The organism is Exiguobacterium artemiae (assembly GCF_033342815.1).
GTDB classification, from domain to species: Bacteria; Bacillota; Bacilli; order Exiguobacteriales; family Exiguobacteriaceae; genus Exiguobacterium_A; species Exiguobacterium_A artemiae_A.
This window is the reverse complement of the sequence record NZ_JAWPEN010000017.1, coordinates 31319-48110: the sequence shown is the minus strand read 5'-3', so window position 1 is coordinate 48110 and position 16792 is coordinate 31319. Positions and strand designations below refer to the sequence as shown.

Sequence of the window (16792 nt, the reverse complement as noted above, 5' to 3'; positions counted from 1 at the left end):
TTCTCACTCCTTTTTCGGGTCTAGACGTGGAACATCGGTCGAGTACATCCGAGACGATTCCTGGGTCACGCGCGTCTGGGCTTGTTCGACATGCTTGAGTTCTTTTTGTGTCGTGGTCTCGAGTGTCTGATAGATTGATTTTCGCTGACGTTGCGTTCCGGATGATGTCTCCTGCGATGATTCACTGATGGATGGTGATCCACTGGAAGAGTTAGATGATATGACGCTCGGTAACACATTCTCTGTTGTTTCCACAGAATGAGCGGACGCACTAGTAGTCGTTTTGTCGAATGGTGTCGAATTCGCTGAAGAAGTAACAGGATTGCGATTTACTTCGGAAGTCTGTGGAGACTGTGTGACCTGATGAGATGTCGTAGGCGTTTCAGGCGCTTCGAACTCATTAGGTAAAGTAACCTGTTGTTCATTCGACGACATATTGGACATCTTCGGTTGCGTAGCAGGTATTGTCGATTGCGAAGTGGATGGCACAGGTTTTGTTTGTGCGACAGAGCCTGGACGATGTGGAACGGATTCTGGTGATGCTGCGGTCCCGCTCTTAAGCTCCGTATCGTACATTGCCTCGTCAGTCGACTCGACTCGCTGGTTTTCTTGCCCCACTGGGCGAGATGTCCGTTCTTGTGCTTGTGATGGAGTCGTAACACTTTCAGGCGAACGATCTGGACGACTCGCGGGTGTACCGCCATTCGGTGGTGGATTCGGTGGCAATTTCGTACTTGCTGCTTCCGAGACAGAAGGCGTGGCAGGGCGTGATGCCATCTTCATCGTCTGACCGGCGACACGAGCGCCCACTTTCGCTGTTCCTTTTCCGACAGCATACGCACCGAGTGCGACACCCCAACCGCGCTTCAGACCGGCATCAATTCCAAAGAGACGTTCGACCATGTTTGGTCCATCAATCAAAGCGGCAGAGAAGGCAATCAACGCAATCAAATAGACGAGTCCGTCCAGTGTATCAGCCAAATATGCCGTTCCAATCGTATAGAGTTTGATCGAAACGAAGATCAGAATGATGACGAGAAAGGTGTTCAAGATGCTTTGAATGACCTTCTTCGTCTTTTGTCCGCTGTGTAGATCAGCGGGTGCCACTAAAATCGCCAAGACATAATTAAAAGCCAACTCGAACGAGAGTCGAGCCAGCTTGTAGGCAATCGAGAAGAGGGTGAAGCCCATCACCCCGAGCGTGACGAGGATTGTCAGCCAGTTCGGGTGATACCGGTAGTAATATTGGTTGTTCCATTCAACGCCACTTTGATCTAATTCAATGTCAGTCATTTCTTTCCCATTCCAAGCTAGCTTATTTTGTGAAATGTCTTCACCTTCTTTACTCAATCGGTACTCATTGCTATCAAATACATCATTGATGTCTATATTCTTGATTTGACTTGCTGGAACGGAGTTCGGGGTTTTAATTTTCGTATCTTCGAAAGCGGTTTTATCGTACTCGACTAAATCATGTACATTTTTTTGAAGTACTGATTGCGATAAAGTATGATCCTGATTTTCATACATGCCATCTTGATTGAAGCTTGTAATGGCAGTGTCCGTAAATTCACTTGTTTTTATCATCGTAGGAGATAGTAACCCTAAAACTAACAGCGTGATGAACAGATTGATTAAAAAGCCTTCTCTATCAAATTTTTTCTGAAAAATCATCAAGTAACCGGTAAATAAAAAGCTACCAGCTAAAATAACATATAAAAATGGTTGAATCGTCTGAACGAATTCAACCACTTGAGGATTATTAAAGAATGTTTTTAAGAGAAGAATATCGTTCGTAATTTGTTCAAGACCATCGATGATGAAGGAGAGACCTCTAACGAAAAGCCAACCGACAGAACGAATTGCATCGCTTACCAAATCACTGATGCTCAATAGGTCTTGAAATTCTTCAAGTTTGGATGATACGTCTCCATTAGCCATGATGGTCCTCCCTTCTCTATCTACTTTCAATCAATGAAAGAGGTTACTTCATCTTCGAGCGTTTTGCCACTTAAAGTAGTGAGATCGAGAGAACTCACTACTTTACCATCCTGTAGTTTGTACAGACGACCACCCTTTAATTCTCCATGTTCATCTGTTGCACGATCTTCTAAGTCTTTCCCGTTAGGTTGAAAAGGATTAAACAATTTTACTTGTACTTCCTCCTTTTCGGCGACTTCTTTCACTTTATCTACATAAGACTCAAATTCTGCTTTGCTGTCGCTATCAACAAGTATGAACTCATTTTTATTACTGTCTTTCAACTGATCTATTTCTTTTACAGAGACTTGTTTGAAAGACTGCGCTTCACTCTGTTCACTACAACCGACTAAAAGTAACGCAGAGGAAATCAATAGTCCGGAGAGTACTCGTTTCGCTTGCATGCCTCCACCCCTTTTCCTATGATGACATCTGTTCCGGACCTGTCAGGTCATCATTGCTGACATGGACCCGGAAATCGAATGTGTCTATAAGCGTAACAGTTTTTCGGTCGCCTGAGTCTGGGTCTTCTTCCTCAAATACGACGAGGAAGCCGTCCTGTGTCTGGATGTTCAAGACTTCGCCGCGACGGAGACGCGTCTTGTTCTCCTTGATGATGGTCGCGATGACCCGGAGTTCGCGCTGGACGCGTTCGGTGCGTGTCAGTTCTTTCATATGATGCCCTCCTTAGACGCCATGACGAAGTTTCTCGAGTCGTTTGCTGATAATCGTCTTCAAAAAATGACGCTGGTTGTCGGTCACAGGAATCGTCTTATCCATGATGCCTTGCTCGAACGCCGTGATGGATAGGGTGTCGTATTCCGTCGTCTCAAAGATCGAGCGGAGAATTTTCGGCTGCAGGACATCACAGACACGCCATTCTGTTGCATCAGATGTCTCCTCATCCGTCTCAATGTTCTTCGACGCAACTGAGGGACCGAATTGGAACGGGATGCGGAGCGTATTCAGGTCGAGATACGCATGTGCGCATGGAATTACGAGATCGTTAATGGAACGTTCTGTATTAAAATCATCCGCTAAGTATTCATAGCGGTATTTCATCGCCGTCCGTCCGGTCAAGAAGAGCGGGTAGGACTGAATGCGTTTCTGTTGTTTATCTTGTCGTTTGATGACACGGATGATCAGCATCTCGCCTTCTTTCAATCCCATCACTTCTGTTGCCGTCAGCAAGCGCCGGCCATCGACACTCTCGGTCTTCGACTTCGAGAGTGAGAAGGTCTGTCCGGAACGCGACTTCGTGACGATTGTCTGTTCTCCGAGCTTCTTCGAGATCAATTCCGCCGTCGATTCGTCTGCTGTCAGTAGGTAATGCGTATTCCCACAGTTCCCGTCGATTGTTTTCCAATCCTCCCCGTAGAGGTTCTCGAGTTGGGCATAGGACTGGATGACTAGATTGAAGCGGATGTTCCGACCGAGACAGACGGTGATGATGTTAGCCATCCCCTCAATTGCCGGCATATTCCCGAACTCATCGAGGAGAAAAATGACCTGTCGTTCACACCGTCCACTCGTCGCTTGAGAGGCGACGCGAGCGAGAGAGGTATAAACTTGTTTGACGTACAGCGAGGCAATAACGTTTAGCGTCGGATCGTAATCCGGAACGATCAGGAAGACGGCAACCGGACGCGGGTGTTGGCGGATCTCACGGATGTCGATCGGAGCATCAGTCGTCCAGTCGAAGATCCCATCTGCCTCGTCCTTCCAACCCGAGAGCGTCACGGTGTACTTTTGTCCTTCACTTTCCACTGTGATGATAGATCCGACATCGAGTGTTTCTTCGTGATGCAGCACGAAACTCCCATCGTCGTCCGTCGTCAAGGCAAGCTGTTTCCCGCTCGGAAAGCAGAAGGTCAGTCGTGACAAGGGGAGGGCACGGCCACGAATCCAGCGGTTGAAGCCGATCAGCTTCATGTCGAGTGAGTTCTGTGCTGTCAATCGTGCCGTCGCATCGAGGGTGAAGATGCCGAGCTTGGCGTTCGTGTTCGCGAGTATGCTGGCACGCGTCTGACCACCTGAGAAGTGGAGCGTTGCGTACTGCATGCGCGCCGGATGATTTTCCGGGAATGCGGCGAAGAAGGCGTCAAGTGCCGATTGTTCTTGTCCCATGTCATCCGTAACTGTCCGAGATCCGAGATCGGACAGCATCAGGGCGACGTTATACATCGTGATTTTTTCCGGTTCGTGTTTCGCCTGTTCACAAAGTCCAAGAATCAAGGCGGTACAGAGGTCTGTCGAGGAGTTGCTCCAGAACGGATCCTTTGCTTTTGGATCATGGTAGAGCATGTAGGCGACCGACCGGGCATATTGTTGGGCGAGGGAGTAGTTCTCGTCCAGATAAGCGTCGATCGTCAGCTGCAACAGGTTATAGGACATCGATTGGGACGGGTTCATGAGGTTTAGCACCTCGACCTGATATCCGCGCGCTTCGAGCGTTTCTTTGGAGGCGGCGAATAGTTCTCCCTTCGGATCATTGATGATCAGGCTCGCTTGATGTTCGGCACGACTGTAGAGATCGATTGTCGAGAAGACGAACGTCTCGCCTTTCCCGGACCGGGTCGTCCCGATGACGAGATTGTTGACGGCACTGTCATCGATATACAGGCGATCGCGATAACGACCGACCGGGACGCCGCCGGATCCGGTGTACGTTTCTTTGCGGTCTGGAACGTCCCGATACTGTTGCTTCAGCTCTTGGAACGTTGTAAATCGGGCACTTCCTTTCTGTGCTTCCTTGAGATCACGGAAATTGAGCCAATACTTCAATAAGAGAAACCCTCCTAGGAGGAAGCAGACACCGAACAAAGCGAAAGCGAGGGAGGTCGACCAGGCAAGCGTCGTCCACCAACTAGATTCGTATTGAAGCGGGGAACCGGTCGTCAACTTCCCGTCTTGGAAGAGATTTTGGATCGTCTGCTGCAGGAACTGAAACGCAACATTGAGTACTAAGAACAATACAATTGGTAAAGCGATCAAAAAGGCAAGGCATCGCCACAGCCAAGCGGAGGTAGCGAGGGAACGAAGTGAGAAGTTTATCATTATTTCATTCACCACACTTTCATTAAAGAAGAGAGGAAGCTTGTCTTTGCTTCGCTTCGAGCGACGCATTGAGCTTCTCGAGCTCTTTTTTGTCCGTCTTCTCGGATAACTGTCGTTTTTCATCTTCGAGTGCTTGAATCTCTTCATCCAGTTGGACAAGTGTTACCACTTGCTGTTTCAGTTGTTCGTCTTGGACTAGCTTGACGCTTTCTTGTGCCTTCGTCACATCGTTCAAAGCGATGTAGGCACGCGTTTTCGCCTCCTTGCGCGCGGTCGTCATCTCAACGTCCGGGATGGAGACGGCATGTTTATAGTCTTTCTGCAGGATCGCGAGATCGAAGGCGCCTTCATCCGTCGGATGGACCGCTTGGAAGGCTTGCAGTGTCTCTTGACGGTCTGTTGCGAATGGCTTCGACTGCATGATGATCGTCTCGACATCGATCGGATCGTTCGTCACAGCAACTGCCTGATCGTAGTCTTGTCTTTCGACGTACTGGGTAATCAGGAACTGTTGTTGTTCGTTACTCCATGACTTTTGTTTTTCCAGACGCTGCATGAGCGGCTCCGTCTCTCCGGTCAACGCTGCTTCATAAAGCGGTTGCCAATCTGATGTTGCCACTTGGACACCACTTGGTGGATCCGGCTGTACAAGTTGGACAACAGATAGCGTACCGAGGAGCAACAGACTGACACCACTGACGCCATAGACGAGGCGCCGTTGTCCGCGACGTAAACGGGAGACGTGTGTTGCGTCCGGATGTTGCTGAATCGCTGACGTCGTCATCGTCTTATAGGATTCCGGCGTCAAACGTTCCAGATTCTCGAGTAATAAAATCTTTTTCGTCGCATCCTCTTTTCGGATCCGGATGCGTGGGATTCTTTCTTTCAGCTGCAAATAAAGATTCGGATAGGCCGGATCACCAAACTGGAACGTGCCTTTGTAGACGAGCTGGTCGGCATCATCAAAGATTCGGAACTCGCTCGCAAACCGTTCGTTCGCTTGTTGGGCTTCTTGATGGACTTGAGTCGATAATAAAAGCGCCTCCTCATACGGGAGACGCTCATAATTCGGAAATTCGTTTTTTGGTACATCCGTGAAACGGACAAAGAGCATGTATTCTCCTCCTTTGAAGCGAGACATGATAACGAAGTCAATAAAAAAAGCCATCCAGTTCGGAATGACGTTCTGTGCGATCACTATACGATACGATTAGAATTTGATGTTGTCGTTGACCATCTCAGCCAGCGTGAAGGCACCCATGACGATGATCAGGCCGACGGCACCGCCGACGAGCCAACCCACTGCTTTGGAACGTCCGCGATCCCCACCAAAGATAAAATAGAATCCACCGACCGCGAAAGCAATCGCTGCCGCGATGACGGCCAGTCCCTGGAAGAATTGGAGTAAACTAAGCCCTGTCTCATTCAAACCCATCTGTCTTCCTCCTCTCAATCCCGCGACGTAACTACAGGCGATGTGAAGTTTAGTTTCGAGTCGAGCGCTTCTAAAATCAGTTCCTGGTTCTCTTGGATGACGAGTTGATGTTGGACGTCGAGCCACTCCTCATAGTCTTTCCCTTGGATCCGGAGCAACTTCTCGGCAAAAGTCTTATTCTGCTTCTGTTCACGTGTCGGCATAGCGTACACTCCTTCCTTGAGGTCGATGCGCAGTAGCACATCCTTAAGGACAGTCGGAGTCAAGCAAGGCGGTGGGTTTCGAGCACGTTCCCCCACGAACTCTGACATCCGATATTGGACGTCTGTTTAGGGTTTTTCGATGACCCTCAACGAATACGTGACCTGTGGGCGAGTTTTAGGCGACTCTCGCCAAACCATTTCTGCGTATATCCCGCTCATCCGGTCACACATGAGGGACACGCCGATATGTGATTGGAGTGACTGTCCTTAGCGATATGCTGCTACGGTCATCAATTCCTCTTGTCATTGATTAATGTTATTTCATAAGCAAATGCCTATACATAGATGGCTTACTGATGAACTAGTCTTTTACGTGAGACGTGAATCAGTTCATCAGTCGGATGCTTTCGTTTCGCGATAACTTGATTCTCACCGACAACGGTCCGAATTCGGTAATAGAGTTGCGAGATTTCTTGTGTCTCCTGACTATCGCGCTCGATGGCAATCCTGCCATGGAGCTGATACGTCTTGCCGTCAAATGTGCGGACGGAATCTGCTAACGGTAGTTCCGCTAGATCAAAGCGTTCTTGCTTGAGGTTCGACCAGTTCCGTTTCTTCTCCGTCCGGAAGTCGAATTCATCCCAAGGAATGGATCCCAACGTCTGATCACAGGCTGTCGCCAGAATCTGGACATCTAGTATAGAAGGAAGTGAACGATTCCGCTCATAGGCGCTGATCGATGCCTGCGAAATCTCGCCATATGTCTTTTCTGCTAACTCTACCTGACTCCAACCATGTTCTAAACGTTCACGTCGTAACCACTCTCCGAATCGGTACATACATATGCTCCTTTCCTTCGAGAACTACTGTGTGACAATGTTTTCCTGTTGATAGTTAGAATATAGCAGATTGTTCTGTTAATTCAATTCTTATTTTAATATGTCAAATACTTTACAATTGTCGATTGATGTCGAAACAACTAATGACAGGGGAGCAAGAACTAATAAATTTAAAAATTGCTGAATGTGTAGCAGAATTGTAAAAAAACAAATCCAAAAATCCATATCGAATTTAAAAAGACAAATGAGGTAAATAAATTATAAAGATAGAAATATTTACTACTTTACTTTTATTCACGTAAATCTTTTTTTGAATTTCCTTCTCTTTATGAGTAAAAATATACATGCTTAAGTAAATAAACAGATATCTGAGTACTTAAGAACTATTTAGTTAATTTGAATATTATGTAAAATTAAGTTATTAATTTCTTTATAATTCAAATAACTTATTTGGGAGCAAATCCATGCGAAAAACTGTACTTGCACTATCAGTAGTAGCATCTACACTTATTCTTTCTTCAAATGTCGATGCTCATTTCTTAGGACATTCCTCTGTAGATGGGAAAGAAATCAGATGGGGCACCGCAAAAGGTACAACTGGATGGACTACAGCACGAAATCACTCAATTAGTGTATGGAATACGATGGGGACTATTAAAATCGCAGGAGACACTACTTCAACTGTTGAAGATTTATCTTTTAAAGATGTTGATCGGAGCGATGTGACTTGGAGTGGCAGTCATTCCCCTCAAACTGGAGCAGACGTCATCTCCTACAATGATTATTATTTTTATGACTTCACGAGTTCTCAAAGAAAGCACACAGCACTTCATGAAATGGGACATGCTCTTGGATTAGATCATCACGGACTTGCTGGAAACGTGTTGAGATCTGGCTTTTACAATTATGAAGTTTTAGGTTCGCACGATAAGTCAGATTATCGAACTCTTTGGGGCTATTAATCCAATATAAGGAGCGTTAACTATGAAAAATTCTTAATAGGTTCAGTAGCAGCAGTTATTGGCCTGACTGTTTATGGATTTGATCATTACCAATCAGAAAAGAAGCCAGTCAAAATTGTTGATGCATATTTAAATGAAGTGGCTGATTTTTCTGATGATCGAATTTTAGTTGGTGTTGCTCAAAATGTGTTTGTAGGAGAAGTCATTGTTAATCAGTTTGGTGGATATGATAAAGATTCGGAAGGAAATAGCGTCTTGATTTTATATAATGAAGATGAGATGTTAAAAAAAGGTCATCAATACATGTTCGCTACACGTTATTTAGAATCTGAGGACTGGCATACTGCAATTACTAACCAAGGCACGGTAGAACTTAAGAATACTGAAGAAGAAAGCACTTCAGTTGGAAAGATCGTGAGTGCTTTAAAATCACCTATTGTTCCGGAAGCCATGAAAAATAAAGAAAAGTACAATAATCGGAATAGAGACGATAAATCAAAATTAGATCAGGAATGATTAAAAAAGTAGAGACTTCTTAATTGAAAGAAGTCCCTCAGATTATAGACAAACCCTCATTTCAATTACGAAATGAGGGTTTGTTGTATGTATCGGTCATTAAAACGTTCAAGGTGCTTTTATTAAACTATCCAAACTCAATGGCTCAGTTTATATTAAGAATATCTTTCATGTTTTTTAGAACAGATTCATCATATGTTATACAGACACAAAAGTCGAAAATGATTGATGTATTGAACCACACAAGCCTGCATTCCTTTTTTGCATTACACAAGTGTCCGCACTATTCCGATCAATCAGTTTTATAAGATACCTTCATTCGATTTAATATATTTTGAAGTAGAATCAAGCTTAGGATCTATACATACATTTAAAGTAATCGATTGTACCCGTCATCTTTTTTTTTATTTTTTCAAGTATTTGGTATGATGAGTAAAAAACAGAGGTGTCTTATTTGGAAGTAAATAAAAATTTTAACACTCCTTCGAACGTTACCATCATCGTCTTCGGTATAATAATCATCCTTTCGACAGCTTCGTTACTGTATGTGTTCCCTGATAAATTTGAAATCATCTTCGGTATCGGAACGGTGTTGTTTGTTTCGCTTGGTATTTTCGTTAACTTGAAATCACTCGCGACAGCTCAATCAGCACGAGAGGATTCAAAAAGCTCCGCTGCCTCGGCAAAAGATTCTGTCAGGGTGGCGGAAAATGCTTTGGAGATTGCGAAAAGTGAAGCTGATGCAAATGCCATGCGATATCGTATTGAAAAAGGATCGTTCTTAGCTTTGAAGAAGAAAGAATTCTTTGTTCCGCTATTCGCTCCTCATTCATATAAAGCGAGGTTTCACACAACAGAAAGTTTGGACGCGTTACACAATCCGGGTGCGATGCTCTTAGAGAATAAAGGAATGGGGACAGCAACGAATATCAGTTATAGCTTCCATCTTTTAAATGCGGACGACTATCGAAATTTAAAATTCGAATCAGATAATGTTGCGGATGATAGTGCGATAAACGAAAGCTTTTATCATTCCTACCACAGAGGATTTCCTAAGTACACTCTATACTCCAAGTTGTACACGGACCGCAAAAATGAACGTACTGGATTACTATTGACGTGTACAGAGGATCAGGGCAATTTTTCAGAACAGACTAGTCCGAGAAACAAAAAAGCTTTTCAAAGGTATATTGAGTCACCTGAAGCAATCCAAATCGGATATTTGGATAACAAAGAAGGAAAATGGATTCACCTACCACTATCATTTCGTGTTTTGAGTCATCAATACTTTTTAGAACAAAGAATCTTGAAAGAAGAATTTCGAAAAACTGCGAGTCCTCAATTGCTACTACGGGTCTATTACACGGAAGAAATCTCGGAACATATGAATCAGTTTGAAGAGGCGAGACGTGTGAAAGAATTTTTGATTACTTCTTCGAATAACATAAAAGTCGTGCCCGAACCTGCCGACACCACACACGATCGGACCGGGAAAATGCTTTTATGCCAATATGTAATTAAAGCATTAGTAAACGAACCGCTTTCAAGTTATGAATCAGAACAAACGGAGGTGTCGACAGATGGAAGCACTGGACCGACTGAAGGATGATTTGGCGAACAGCGCCGACTGGAACGTGACGATCACGGTCAGCAAGAAAGATCTAGAGAAGCTCGTCGCAGCCTATGAAGCCTTGAAACAGGAACGAGACGAAAAAAAGAGATAAGATGAAACGCCCTCCAAGCCGGAGAGCGTTTTGTTTAGCGATGGGTGACGGCTTGGTAGAGCCGGTAGATCTCGTCCTTGCAATGCAACATATAAATCTCGTCGCCCTAGTTACGACTGACGAGCAACGAGACGTAGCAATCGCCACGTCCGAACGTCTTGAAGAAGGTACCACCCGTGAACACGCCGCTGAACGTGTCACTGTCGGTAAACACGATATCGTTTTTGAGTGCAGATAACTGTTCGACCGAGAAATGTTGGCTGTCGCGGAATCCGAGCGGTCTCAAGCGGTTGATGACGAACAAGTCACAGTTAAATCAGGCATAAAAAAAGAAGGGACGATACGTCCCTTCTTTCAGATTGTAGACAAACCCTCATTTCGTGATCGAAATGAGGGTTTGTTGTATGTATTGATCACTAAAATGTTAAAGAAACGTGGATTCCCAAAGGAATCCCAGGACCAATTCGCGAGCTTTTTGAGATTCAGGGCAATGAAAGTAAGCATCGCTTGAAGCTTCGTTTTTTTTCACTCCCCGGTAGCGGGTCCAACGCATGCCATGCTTCTCTTTCGCGTCTGCGAAGACACGTTCAATTGTTTCCTAACGTTTTCGATACAACGCTCGATTCACATCTGTATGTCTGAGATGCTCGACTTCGTCCATCGCTTCTTGCCAGAGATGACGGAGGATGACTTTTTTGTGATCACGACTCTTCGTACACTGTGAAAGGAGTGGACATGTCTCGCAAATACGAGGATCGGATACATACTCCCGATATCCATCCCGTGTAGTCGTCCGGTAACGGAGGATCTGATTGTTCTCACAAAGATAACAGTCATAGTATTCGTCATAAAAGAAGTCTTTCTTCTTTAACATCCCTTTCACCCCTCCGGGGCGTGTATAAGGGAAGACTGCTAAAATATCTTGTTCGCTAAGATGGTGGGCGATTGGAATCGTCTTATAGGCAGCGTCGGCAACGACGGCGAATGGTTTCCCGAAGTGTGCCGTGACGATTTGAAGAAGTGAAGGGAAGACGACACTATCGTGGACATTGCCGGGTGTTACAATCATTCCGAGGACAAAACCATGTCGATCACAGGCGGTATGACACGAATAAGCGAATTGCTTCTCACGTTCCCCCTTCACGTAATAGCCACTCTCGGGATCTGTCGTACTCTCCTTTATCTGACGTTCTTCAACACTCTTCGTCTTGGGGGTGAAGGGCTTTTTTCCGTGTAAGATCCGATCCTCGTTGACTTCTTGATCTAATTTATCCTTGTACTGTTGGGCAGCGCGTCGAACGAGCTTCTTCTTGAACTTCCGTTTGTTTGCGTTCGCCTTGATGTGGGTGGAGTCGATAAACAGGACCGAAGGGTCCACGAATACAGCTTCGACCCCTTGGTGAGGACACGATAGAAAATGCTCTCAAAGACGTCCGTACCCTGAAAGCGACGGACGTAGTTCTTCCCGAATGTAGAGAAATGGGGTACCTTTTCATCCAGCCCAAGACCTAAAAACCAACGGTACGCCACGTTAGTCTCGATCTCTTTGATGGTACGTCGCATGGAAGGAATACCGAATACATATTGAAGAAGCGCCATCTTGATTAACAGGACAGGATCGATGCTTGGTCTGCCGGTGTTTTCGCTATACAATTTCTCGACGGCACGATAGATGAAGTCGACATCGATAACCGCATCAATTTTACGTACCAGATGGTCCTGCGGGACCAGTTGTTCCAATGTGATGGTGAGATCGATGATGGTGATCTCTCTTGCCCATCATAGGAAGTCCTCCTCCTTCTTCGGTTTACTTTTTTATACCCGGAAGAAAGAGGAGAGAAGCGTTTTGTCTTCAGTCTGAATTAGCTGTTATCACAGCTAATATCTTCAAAATAATTAATAAACTCATTTCAAATTTTAATTTGTTTCTTCGTAATGAGTCGGTATCTTGAACACAAGGAAATGTAATTTATAATCACTGTAATTAATCTAGTGGATCTAAATATTTTTTCTACACTCGGATCTAAACTACCGATTGCTCTGGTACATACGTACAGAGTCCAAACCGCTTATACGCAACTCTCAGCGTATTGTTCGCGAGGGACTTCTTTTTTGTTGAAAATATTTATTATTTTTACTGTAACTCTTTGTTGACCATCTAATACAAGAGTGATATATTATAAAGTAGGTACTTATGTATTGACTTTTATGAATAATGGTGTAATATAGATATTGTAAGGTGACGGGCTAACGTCCATTTCATTGAATGATACATAACAGAACGCAATGACGGAGTACGGTGAGTACAGAATAGGTAAGTTCACTCGGGTCAAGCAATGCAAAGGGGATGCGTATAACTCTTTTCGACTAAATTTTCGGAATGTTGAAATTTAGAAGGAGGAGAATCGATGAAGTTTATTGATCGTATTAAGAAAGGGTACGGCGTGAAGAAAGAGGTAAAGGATTTGACGAATGCTCAAACGATTTATCGTTTGTTGTTTGGGTTGTTTAAACTTTTGATTGTGATGACAGGAATGAACTCTACGGTAAATTATGTGGAGGGAATCATCGGTCGCTTGATCATGCAGGTGGCTTTAGAAACCGGCAACATGTTTTATGTGTATGTCGTGATGGTTCCGAGTCTCATCGTTTTAACCGGTATTGGATTGTATTTCGTTCTGAGGGACGATGTAGGGGAAATCATTCACCACACCTACAAACAACGCTTTAATAAGTAATTAAGGAAGTGTAACGTGAACCGAATAAAGCAACGAAAAGATGATGACGAGCCCGTCGTCTTTTTTTGTTTTGTCCGCATGTTTGGTATGATTGGAAAAAAACAGAGGTGAAACATGTTCAGGTTTAATAAAGGATTTAATACCACAATCATTGTGCTGTCCATACTCATTGTCACAGCAACCGCCGTTTTAATCGCCGTGTTCCCGAACAAGTTTGAGCTCATTTTTGGTACCGGGACTTTTATATTCGTCTCACTAGGGATGTTCGTCAGTTTACAATCCCTTGATACCGCAACAGGCGCGAGAATGGATTCAGAAAAATCAGCAGATGCGACGGTCGCGTCCGCTGAATCGGCTCGTCAGGCGTTAAAACTAGCGATGGAAGAAGCAGCACGAACAAAAGAACGTTACCGTGTCGAAAACTCATCCATATTAAAACTACATAAAGGCAAAATGCAAATCCCGCTACTATTCCCCTTTATTCAGCCTAACCCTTTTTTTAATGATGATATCTACTCGAAGCAAAACTTCGACACAATTTTTTTGAGAAATGGTGGATTTGGAACAGCAACGACGATTGATGTTGATGTTGAATTCGTTAATGCTCATGAATTTGATGGATTCAAGTTCGATACGCATGTAGATAAGGATGGTAATGATAGGATTAAACTAGCTAAAAAATTACCCTGGAAGTACCCTCAATACAGGATAGAAACTCATCATGTCGTTACAGAAGACTCGAGGGGTAGAATTTTTGTGGAGTATGTATATTTTTCAGAAGAACACGAGAAAATGATGGGAAAGAAGCATACTTATACGTCAAATTGGATCAAGTCTAAACGTATTGGAACTCAAGAAAAGGGGGATGAATTCCCTATTCGTTTACCTATAATCTACCGCATGTTTGCACACCATTTCTTTATGGAACGAAATATGATACGTGATGATGAGGAATGGATTACTCCTAACCCTCGGTTACGCGTCCGCGTGATCTACACGGAAGATATATTGGAACATATGAATGACCATGAAGAAGCTAGACGCGTCAAAGAATTTGAAATCAGTTGCAATGACGACGTTCGGATAGCTGGTATGAAAGAGGAGACAGAATATGGACGCTTCTTTTTGTCGTGTGACTTCAATATCCAAACGATATTCGATCGACCACTGTCCGTAGTCTCGGCCGAGGAATCAACGGAGGAGGAGACGGTAGGTGGAAGCACTGGACCGACTGAAGGATGACTTGGCGAACAGCGCCGATTGGAACGTGACGATCACGGTCAGCAAGAAAGACCTGGAGAAGCTCGTCGCCGCCTATGAAGCCTTGAAAAAGGAACGCGACGAAAAAAAAAAATAAGAGAAACGCCCTCCAGTGTGAACTGCCCCATAAAAGTTGGACATGAAAATCCAACTTTTATGGGGTGTTTTTTAGCGATGCGTGACGGCTTGGTAGAGCCGGTAGATCTCATCCTTGCAATAGTTCATGTCGGTGATGACTTCGAGAATGTCGTGTGGCACGCCATTCTTGCCATGTCCGCTCTCATCGAGCCATGCATAGGCTTCGGTCGATGGATCGAACGCCTCGTACGCTACATAGATGGATGCAGCAAGGTCCGCGTCCGTATCACCACGCATGACGATCGAGAAGTCCTGACCAGCAGGTGAGAAATTACCAACACGTGGTACTCGTTTTCTTTTTCTTTTTCTTGTTCAATCGACCAGCCTTCTGATTCGATGACTTTCATAGCATGGGTCATATGCATGGGATCAACCGCCTTTCTGAGGGGAAGGTTCTCGACGATGTTGACGAGGTTGTGGGATTCATTGACGATGAATTGATCAGAAATCGGTAAGACGAGCTGAATCATGAAGATTTCGCCTTCCTCGTTGCGACTGACGAGCAAGGACGCGTGTCCGAACGTCTTGAAGAGGGTGCCGCCCGTGAACACGCCACTGAACGTACCGTTGTAAATGAAATTGATGTCGTTTTCGAGGGCATGCATCATCTCGAGCGAGAAATGATGGCTGTCGCGGAAACCGAGCGGTTGACTTTGATCGATGACGAACGAGTCGCTGTCTTTGACTTAGTAGGTCTCCTTGTCCTGCATGGCTCTCTCGAACGAGTACGCATCGTGGACAAGTGTGATGCAGTGGCAGAACCGTTCGTTCATCTCGGACTTGATGAAGGTGTAGGTCGTGTTCCATAGACCCGGCTTCGTGTCCTCGATTTCCGCGTAAGGGAGTCGATTGAGGGCAACGAGACGGATCAGGTTCGACCGCGCGAAGAATTAACAAGTCTTGATGTTCTCTAACGTGTACGGGGTGATTTGGTAGATTTGCATGAGTAGCCCTCCTATTGGGTGTGAAAGTTGGCTTCAATGTACGAAAACAATTTCCAGCTGGCACGTCGGGAAATATATTTTAAGGAGTGACGAAGCAAGAAAACCCGGCGCGTAACGACTGGGTTGTTTCAAGTGAGCGTCGTTTTACTTCTCATAAGATACGAGACATGCGCTGGTATTCAAAACGACTGCTCGGTGAATTGAAATCGAGCCTGTGTATGACGGCATGTTCCCGCAACGAGTATTCTCTGGATCCGTTGACGATAAAGTGGTCCAGTAACGGAATCCTCATCAAGTACCCGATGTCGATCATACGGCTCGTCACCTCGACGTCTTCCTTGCTGGGTTCGGCTTTGCCGGAAGGATAGTTATGCGCCAAAGCATAGGCTCCAGCATTGCACATGATGAGAATCTTGAAAATTTCACGGAGGTGCATCAGGGACGAATTGAGCTGTCCGACATGGGCGATGTGAGTACCGATGACCTCGTGTTTCGTGTTGAAGGCGATAACGAGGAAGTGTTCCCGATCCTTGTCGCCAATCAATTTCTCAGCGATCGTCGCGAGCGTCTCCGGGTTTCGGACGGGATCATAGGACAGTTTTTCGTCAAGGACCTGTTCGACATCGTAAATACGGACGGAACGATACGATTTTTTCAGGGATACGGATTGTTCGATGATTTTTGGTTTTTTCATGATTATTCTCCTTTCGAGGCAAAAGAAAAAGACGCCGATAGGGGCGCCTTACAATGAGCGGAAATAGGATTCGATTTCGTTTCGCGGGATGTTCGTGTTCATGAAGTTCAAGAGCGCGAAGCGGAGTTTGTCGAGTATCAGGTAGGCCGGCACGGCGACGGTCAATTGGACGATTTCTTGTAAGTCGGACGTTGACTTGTTGGCGTTTCTCTTCTTCGAGTTCGAATGGTTACATGGGAGTGCTCCTCTCATTGGCGTCTCTCTCAATTATAAGACATCCGGAATGAAGGACCGTCTCCACA

General features: G+C 45.1%; 20 protein-coding genes and 1 pseudogene. 8 read left to right on the top strand and 13 right to left on the bottom strand.

The genetic code is table 11. The annotated features are described in order from the left end of the window. Positions 1 to 3: 3 nt before the first annotated feature. From R7V76_RS14055 to R7V76_RS14020, 8 genes are all read right to left on the bottom strand, one after another. Entirely contained in the window at positions 4 to 1941 is a 1938-nt protein-coding gene (locus R7V76_RS14055; protein WP_318093327.1) for a pLS20_p028 family conjugation system transmembrane protein, read from the bottom strand. A gap of 26 nt (positions 1942 to 1967) precedes the next feature. Beyond that, positions 1968 to 2384, bottom strand: a complete 417-nt coding sequence (locus R7V76_RS14050; RefSeq protein ID WP_318093326.1) for a hypothetical protein — start codon at positions 2382 to 2384, stop codon at positions 1968 to 1970. Between the two features lie 16 nt (positions 2385 to 2400). Next, positions 2401 to 2655, bottom strand: a complete 255-nt coding sequence (locus R7V76_RS14045) for a hypothetical protein (protein WP_318093324.1) — start codon at positions 2653 to 2655, stop codon at positions 2401 to 2403. A gap of 12 nt (positions 2656 to 2667) precedes the next feature. Further along, positions 2668 to 5037 (bottom strand): VirD4-like conjugal transfer protein, CD1115 family, encoded by a 2370-nt coding sequence (locus R7V76_RS14040; protein ID WP_318093322.1) that lies wholly within the window; start codon positions 5035 to 5037, stop codon positions 2668 to 2670. 22 nt (positions 5038 to 5059) lie between these two features. Continuing rightward, entirely contained in the window at positions 5060 to 6151 is a 1092-nt protein-coding gene (locus tag R7V76_RS14035; RefSeq protein ID WP_318093320.1) for a hypothetical protein, read from the bottom strand. 96 nt (positions 6152 to 6247) lie between these two features. After that, positions 6248 to 6472, bottom strand: a complete 225-nt coding sequence (locus R7V76_RS14030) for a hypothetical protein (RefSeq protein WP_050678812.1) — start codon at positions 6470 to 6472, stop codon at positions 6248 to 6250. A gap of 14 nt (positions 6473 to 6486) precedes the next feature. Continuing rightward, complete coding sequence (locus R7V76_RS14025; RefSeq protein WP_318093314.1) at positions 6487 to 6675, bottom strand: hypothetical protein; 189 nt, start codon at positions 6673 to 6675, stop codon at positions 6487 to 6489. Between the two features lie 350 nt (positions 6676 to 7025). Beyond that, positions 7026 to 7514, bottom strand: a complete 489-nt coding sequence (locus R7V76_RS14020; RefSeq protein WP_318093312.1) for a helix-turn-helix domain-containing protein — start codon at positions 7512 to 7514, stop codon at positions 7026 to 7028. A gap of 464 nt (positions 7515 to 7978) precedes the next feature. On the opposite strand from R7V76_RS14020, the gene R7V76_RS14015 reads away from it, so the two are divergent. The 4 genes from R7V76_RS14015 to R7V76_RS14000 all read left to right on the top strand — a co-directional run bounded on the left by R7V76_RS14015 (position 7979) and on the right by R7V76_RS14000 (position 10716). Next, a complete protein-coding gene (locus R7V76_RS14015; RefSeq protein WP_318093310.1) occupies positions 7979 to 8476 on the top strand; it encodes a hypothetical protein in 498 nt (165 codons plus the stop codon). A gap of 138 nt (positions 8477 to 8614) precedes the next feature. Continuing rightward, on the top strand, positions 8615 to 8992 hold the full coding sequence (locus tag R7V76_RS14010) for a hypothetical protein (RefSeq protein WP_318093308.1): 378 nt from the start codon (positions 8615 to 8617) through the stop codon (positions 8990 to 8992). A 454-nt stretch (positions 8993 to 9446) separates the two neighbouring features. Then, positions 9447 to 10601, top strand: a complete 1155-nt coding sequence (locus R7V76_RS14005) for a hypothetical protein (RefSeq protein WP_318093307.1) — start codon at positions 9447 to 9449, stop codon at positions 10599 to 10601. Beyond that, the gene (locus tag R7V76_RS14000) at positions 10573 to 10716 is read left to right on the top strand and encodes a hypothetical protein (protein ID WP_318093305.1); all 144 of its coding nucleotides are present in this window, start codon (positions 10573 to 10575) and stop codon (positions 10714 to 10716) included. The genes R7V76_RS14005 and R7V76_RS14000 overlap by 29 nt, the downstream gene beginning before the upstream one ends. A 106-nt stretch (positions 10717 to 10822) precedes the next feature. Here the strand turns inward: R7V76_RS14000 and R7V76_RS13995 are convergent, their stop codons facing one another. Beyond that, positions 10823 to 11020: a hypothetical protein gene (locus R7V76_RS13995; RefSeq protein ID WP_318093303.1), complete on the bottom strand. Its 198-nt coding sequence runs from the start codon at positions 11018 to 11020 to the stop codon at positions 10823 to 10825. Positions 11021 to 11070: 50 nt separating this feature from the next. Further along, positions 11071 to 12483: pseudogene (locus tag R7V76_RS13990) on the bottom strand (IS1182 family transposase). A gap of 641 nt (positions 12484 to 13124) precedes the next feature. Here R7V76_RS13990 and R7V76_RS13985 point away from each other — a divergent pair. The 3 genes from R7V76_RS13985 to R7V76_RS13975 all read left to right on the top strand — a co-directional run bounded on the left by R7V76_RS13985 (position 13125) and on the right by R7V76_RS13975 (position 14811). Continuing rightward, positions 13125 to 13454 (top strand): hypothetical protein, encoded by a 330-nt coding sequence (locus R7V76_RS13985; RefSeq protein WP_318093301.1) that lies wholly within the window; start codon positions 13125 to 13127, stop codon positions 13452 to 13454. Positions 13455 to 13568: 114 nt separating this feature from the next. Continuing rightward, a complete protein-coding gene (locus R7V76_RS13980) occupies positions 13569 to 14696 on the top strand; it encodes a hypothetical protein (protein ID WP_318093299.1) in 1128 nt (375 codons plus the stop codon). Further along, entirely contained in the window at positions 14668 to 14811 is a 144-nt protein-coding gene (locus tag R7V76_RS13975) for a hypothetical protein (RefSeq protein ID WP_318093297.1), read from the top strand. Before R7V76_RS13980 ends, R7V76_RS13975 begins: the two co-directional genes overlap by 29 nt. Before the next feature lie 232 nt (positions 14812 to 15043). Here the strand turns inward: R7V76_RS13975 and R7V76_RS13970 are convergent, their stop codons facing one another. After that, complete coding sequence (locus R7V76_RS13970; RefSeq protein WP_318093296.1) at positions 15044 to 15460, bottom strand: hypothetical protein; 417 nt, start codon at positions 15458 to 15460, stop codon at positions 15044 to 15046. Between R7V76_RS13970 and R7V76_RS13965 the strand changes: the two genes are divergently transcribed. Continuing rightward, on the top strand, positions 15452 to 15661 hold the full coding sequence (locus R7V76_RS13965) for a hypothetical protein (RefSeq protein ID WP_318093295.1): 210 nt from the start codon (positions 15452 to 15454) through the stop codon (positions 15659 to 15661). The two genes, R7V76_RS13970 and R7V76_RS13965, sit on opposite strands and share 9 nt — an antisense overlap. Before the next feature lie 286 nt (positions 15662 to 15947). On the opposite strand, the gene R7V76_RS13960 is transcribed toward R7V76_RS13965, so the two are convergent. Both R7V76_RS13960 and R7V76_RS13955 read right to left on the bottom strand, forming a co-directional pair. Then, complete coding sequence (locus tag R7V76_RS13960; RefSeq protein WP_318093293.1) at positions 15948 to 16490, bottom strand: JAB domain-containing protein; 543 nt, start codon at positions 16488 to 16490, stop codon at positions 15948 to 15950. Positions 16491 to 16538: 48 nt separating this feature from the next. After that, entirely contained in the window at positions 16539 to 16742 is a 204-nt protein-coding gene (locus tag R7V76_RS13955) for a hypothetical protein (protein ID WP_318093291.1), read from the bottom strand. Between the last annotated feature and the right edge of the window lie 50 nt (positions 16743 to 16792).

What these genes read in the sequence shown, in the direction of transcription:
- R7V76_RS14055 (WP_318093327.1), bottom strand. Translation starts at nt 1,941, where the DNA reads ATGGCTAATGGAGACGTATCATCCAAACTTGAAGAATTTCAAGACCTA.
- R7V76_RS14050 (WP_318093326.1), bottom strand. Translation starts at nt 2,384, where the DNA reads ATGCAAGCGAAACGAGTACTCTCCGGACTATTGATTTCCTCTGCGTTA.
- R7V76_RS14045 (WP_318093324.1), bottom strand. Translation starts at nt 2,655, where the DNA reads ATGAAAGAACTGACACGCACCGAACGCGTCCAGCGCGAACTCCGGGTC.
- R7V76_RS14040 (WP_318093322.1), bottom strand. Translation starts at nt 5,037, where the DNA reads ATGATAAACTTCTCACTTCGTTCCCTCGCTACCTCCGCTTGGCTGTGG.
- R7V76_RS14035 (WP_318093320.1), bottom strand. Translation starts at nt 6,151, where the DNA reads ATGCTCTTTGTCCGTTTCACGGATGTACCAAAAAACGAATTTCCGAAT.
- R7V76_RS14030 (WP_050678812.1), bottom strand. Translation starts at nt 6,472, where the DNA reads ATGGGTTTGAATGAGACAGGGCTTAGTTTACTCCAATTCTTCCAGGGA.
- R7V76_RS14025 (WP_318093314.1), bottom strand. Translation starts at nt 6,675, where the DNA reads ATGCCGACACGTGAACAGAAGCAGAATAAGACTTTTGCCGAGAAGTTG.
- R7V76_RS14020 (WP_318093312.1), bottom strand. Translation starts at nt 7,514, where the DNA reads ATGTACCGATTCGGAGAGTGGTTACGACGTGAACGTTTAGAACATGGT.
- R7V76_RS14015 (WP_318093310.1), top strand. Translation starts at nt 7,979, where the DNA reads ATGCGAAAAACTGTACTTGCACTATCAGTAGTAGCATCTACACTTATT.
- R7V76_RS14000 (WP_318093305.1), top strand. Translation starts at nt 10,573, where the DNA reads ATGGAAGCACTGGACCGACTGAAGGATGATTTGGCGAACAGCGCCGAC.
- R7V76_RS13985 (WP_318093301.1), top strand. Translation starts at nt 13,125, where the DNA reads ATGAAGTTTATTGATCGTATTAAGAAAGGGTACGGCGTGAAGAAAGAG.
- R7V76_RS13980 (WP_318093299.1), top strand. Translation starts at nt 13,569, where the DNA reads ATGTTCAGGTTTAATAAAGGATTTAATACCACAATCATTGTGCTGTCC.
- R7V76_RS13965 (WP_318093295.1), top strand. Translation starts at nt 15,452, where the DNA reads ATGCATCATCTCGAGCGAGAAATGATGGCTGTCGCGGAAACCGAGCGG.
- R7V76_RS13970 (WP_318093296.1), bottom strand. Translation starts at nt 15,460, where the DNA reads ATGATGCATGCCCTCGAAAACGACATCAATTTCATTTACAACGGTACG.
- R7V76_RS13960 (WP_318093293.1), bottom strand. Translation starts at nt 16,490, where the DNA reads ATGAAAAAACCAAAAATCATCGAACAATCCGTATCCCTGAAAAAATCG.
- R7V76_RS13955 (WP_318093291.1), bottom strand. Translation starts at nt 16,742, where the DNA reads ATGAGAGGAGCACTCCCATGTAACCATTCGAACTCGAAGAAGAGAAAC.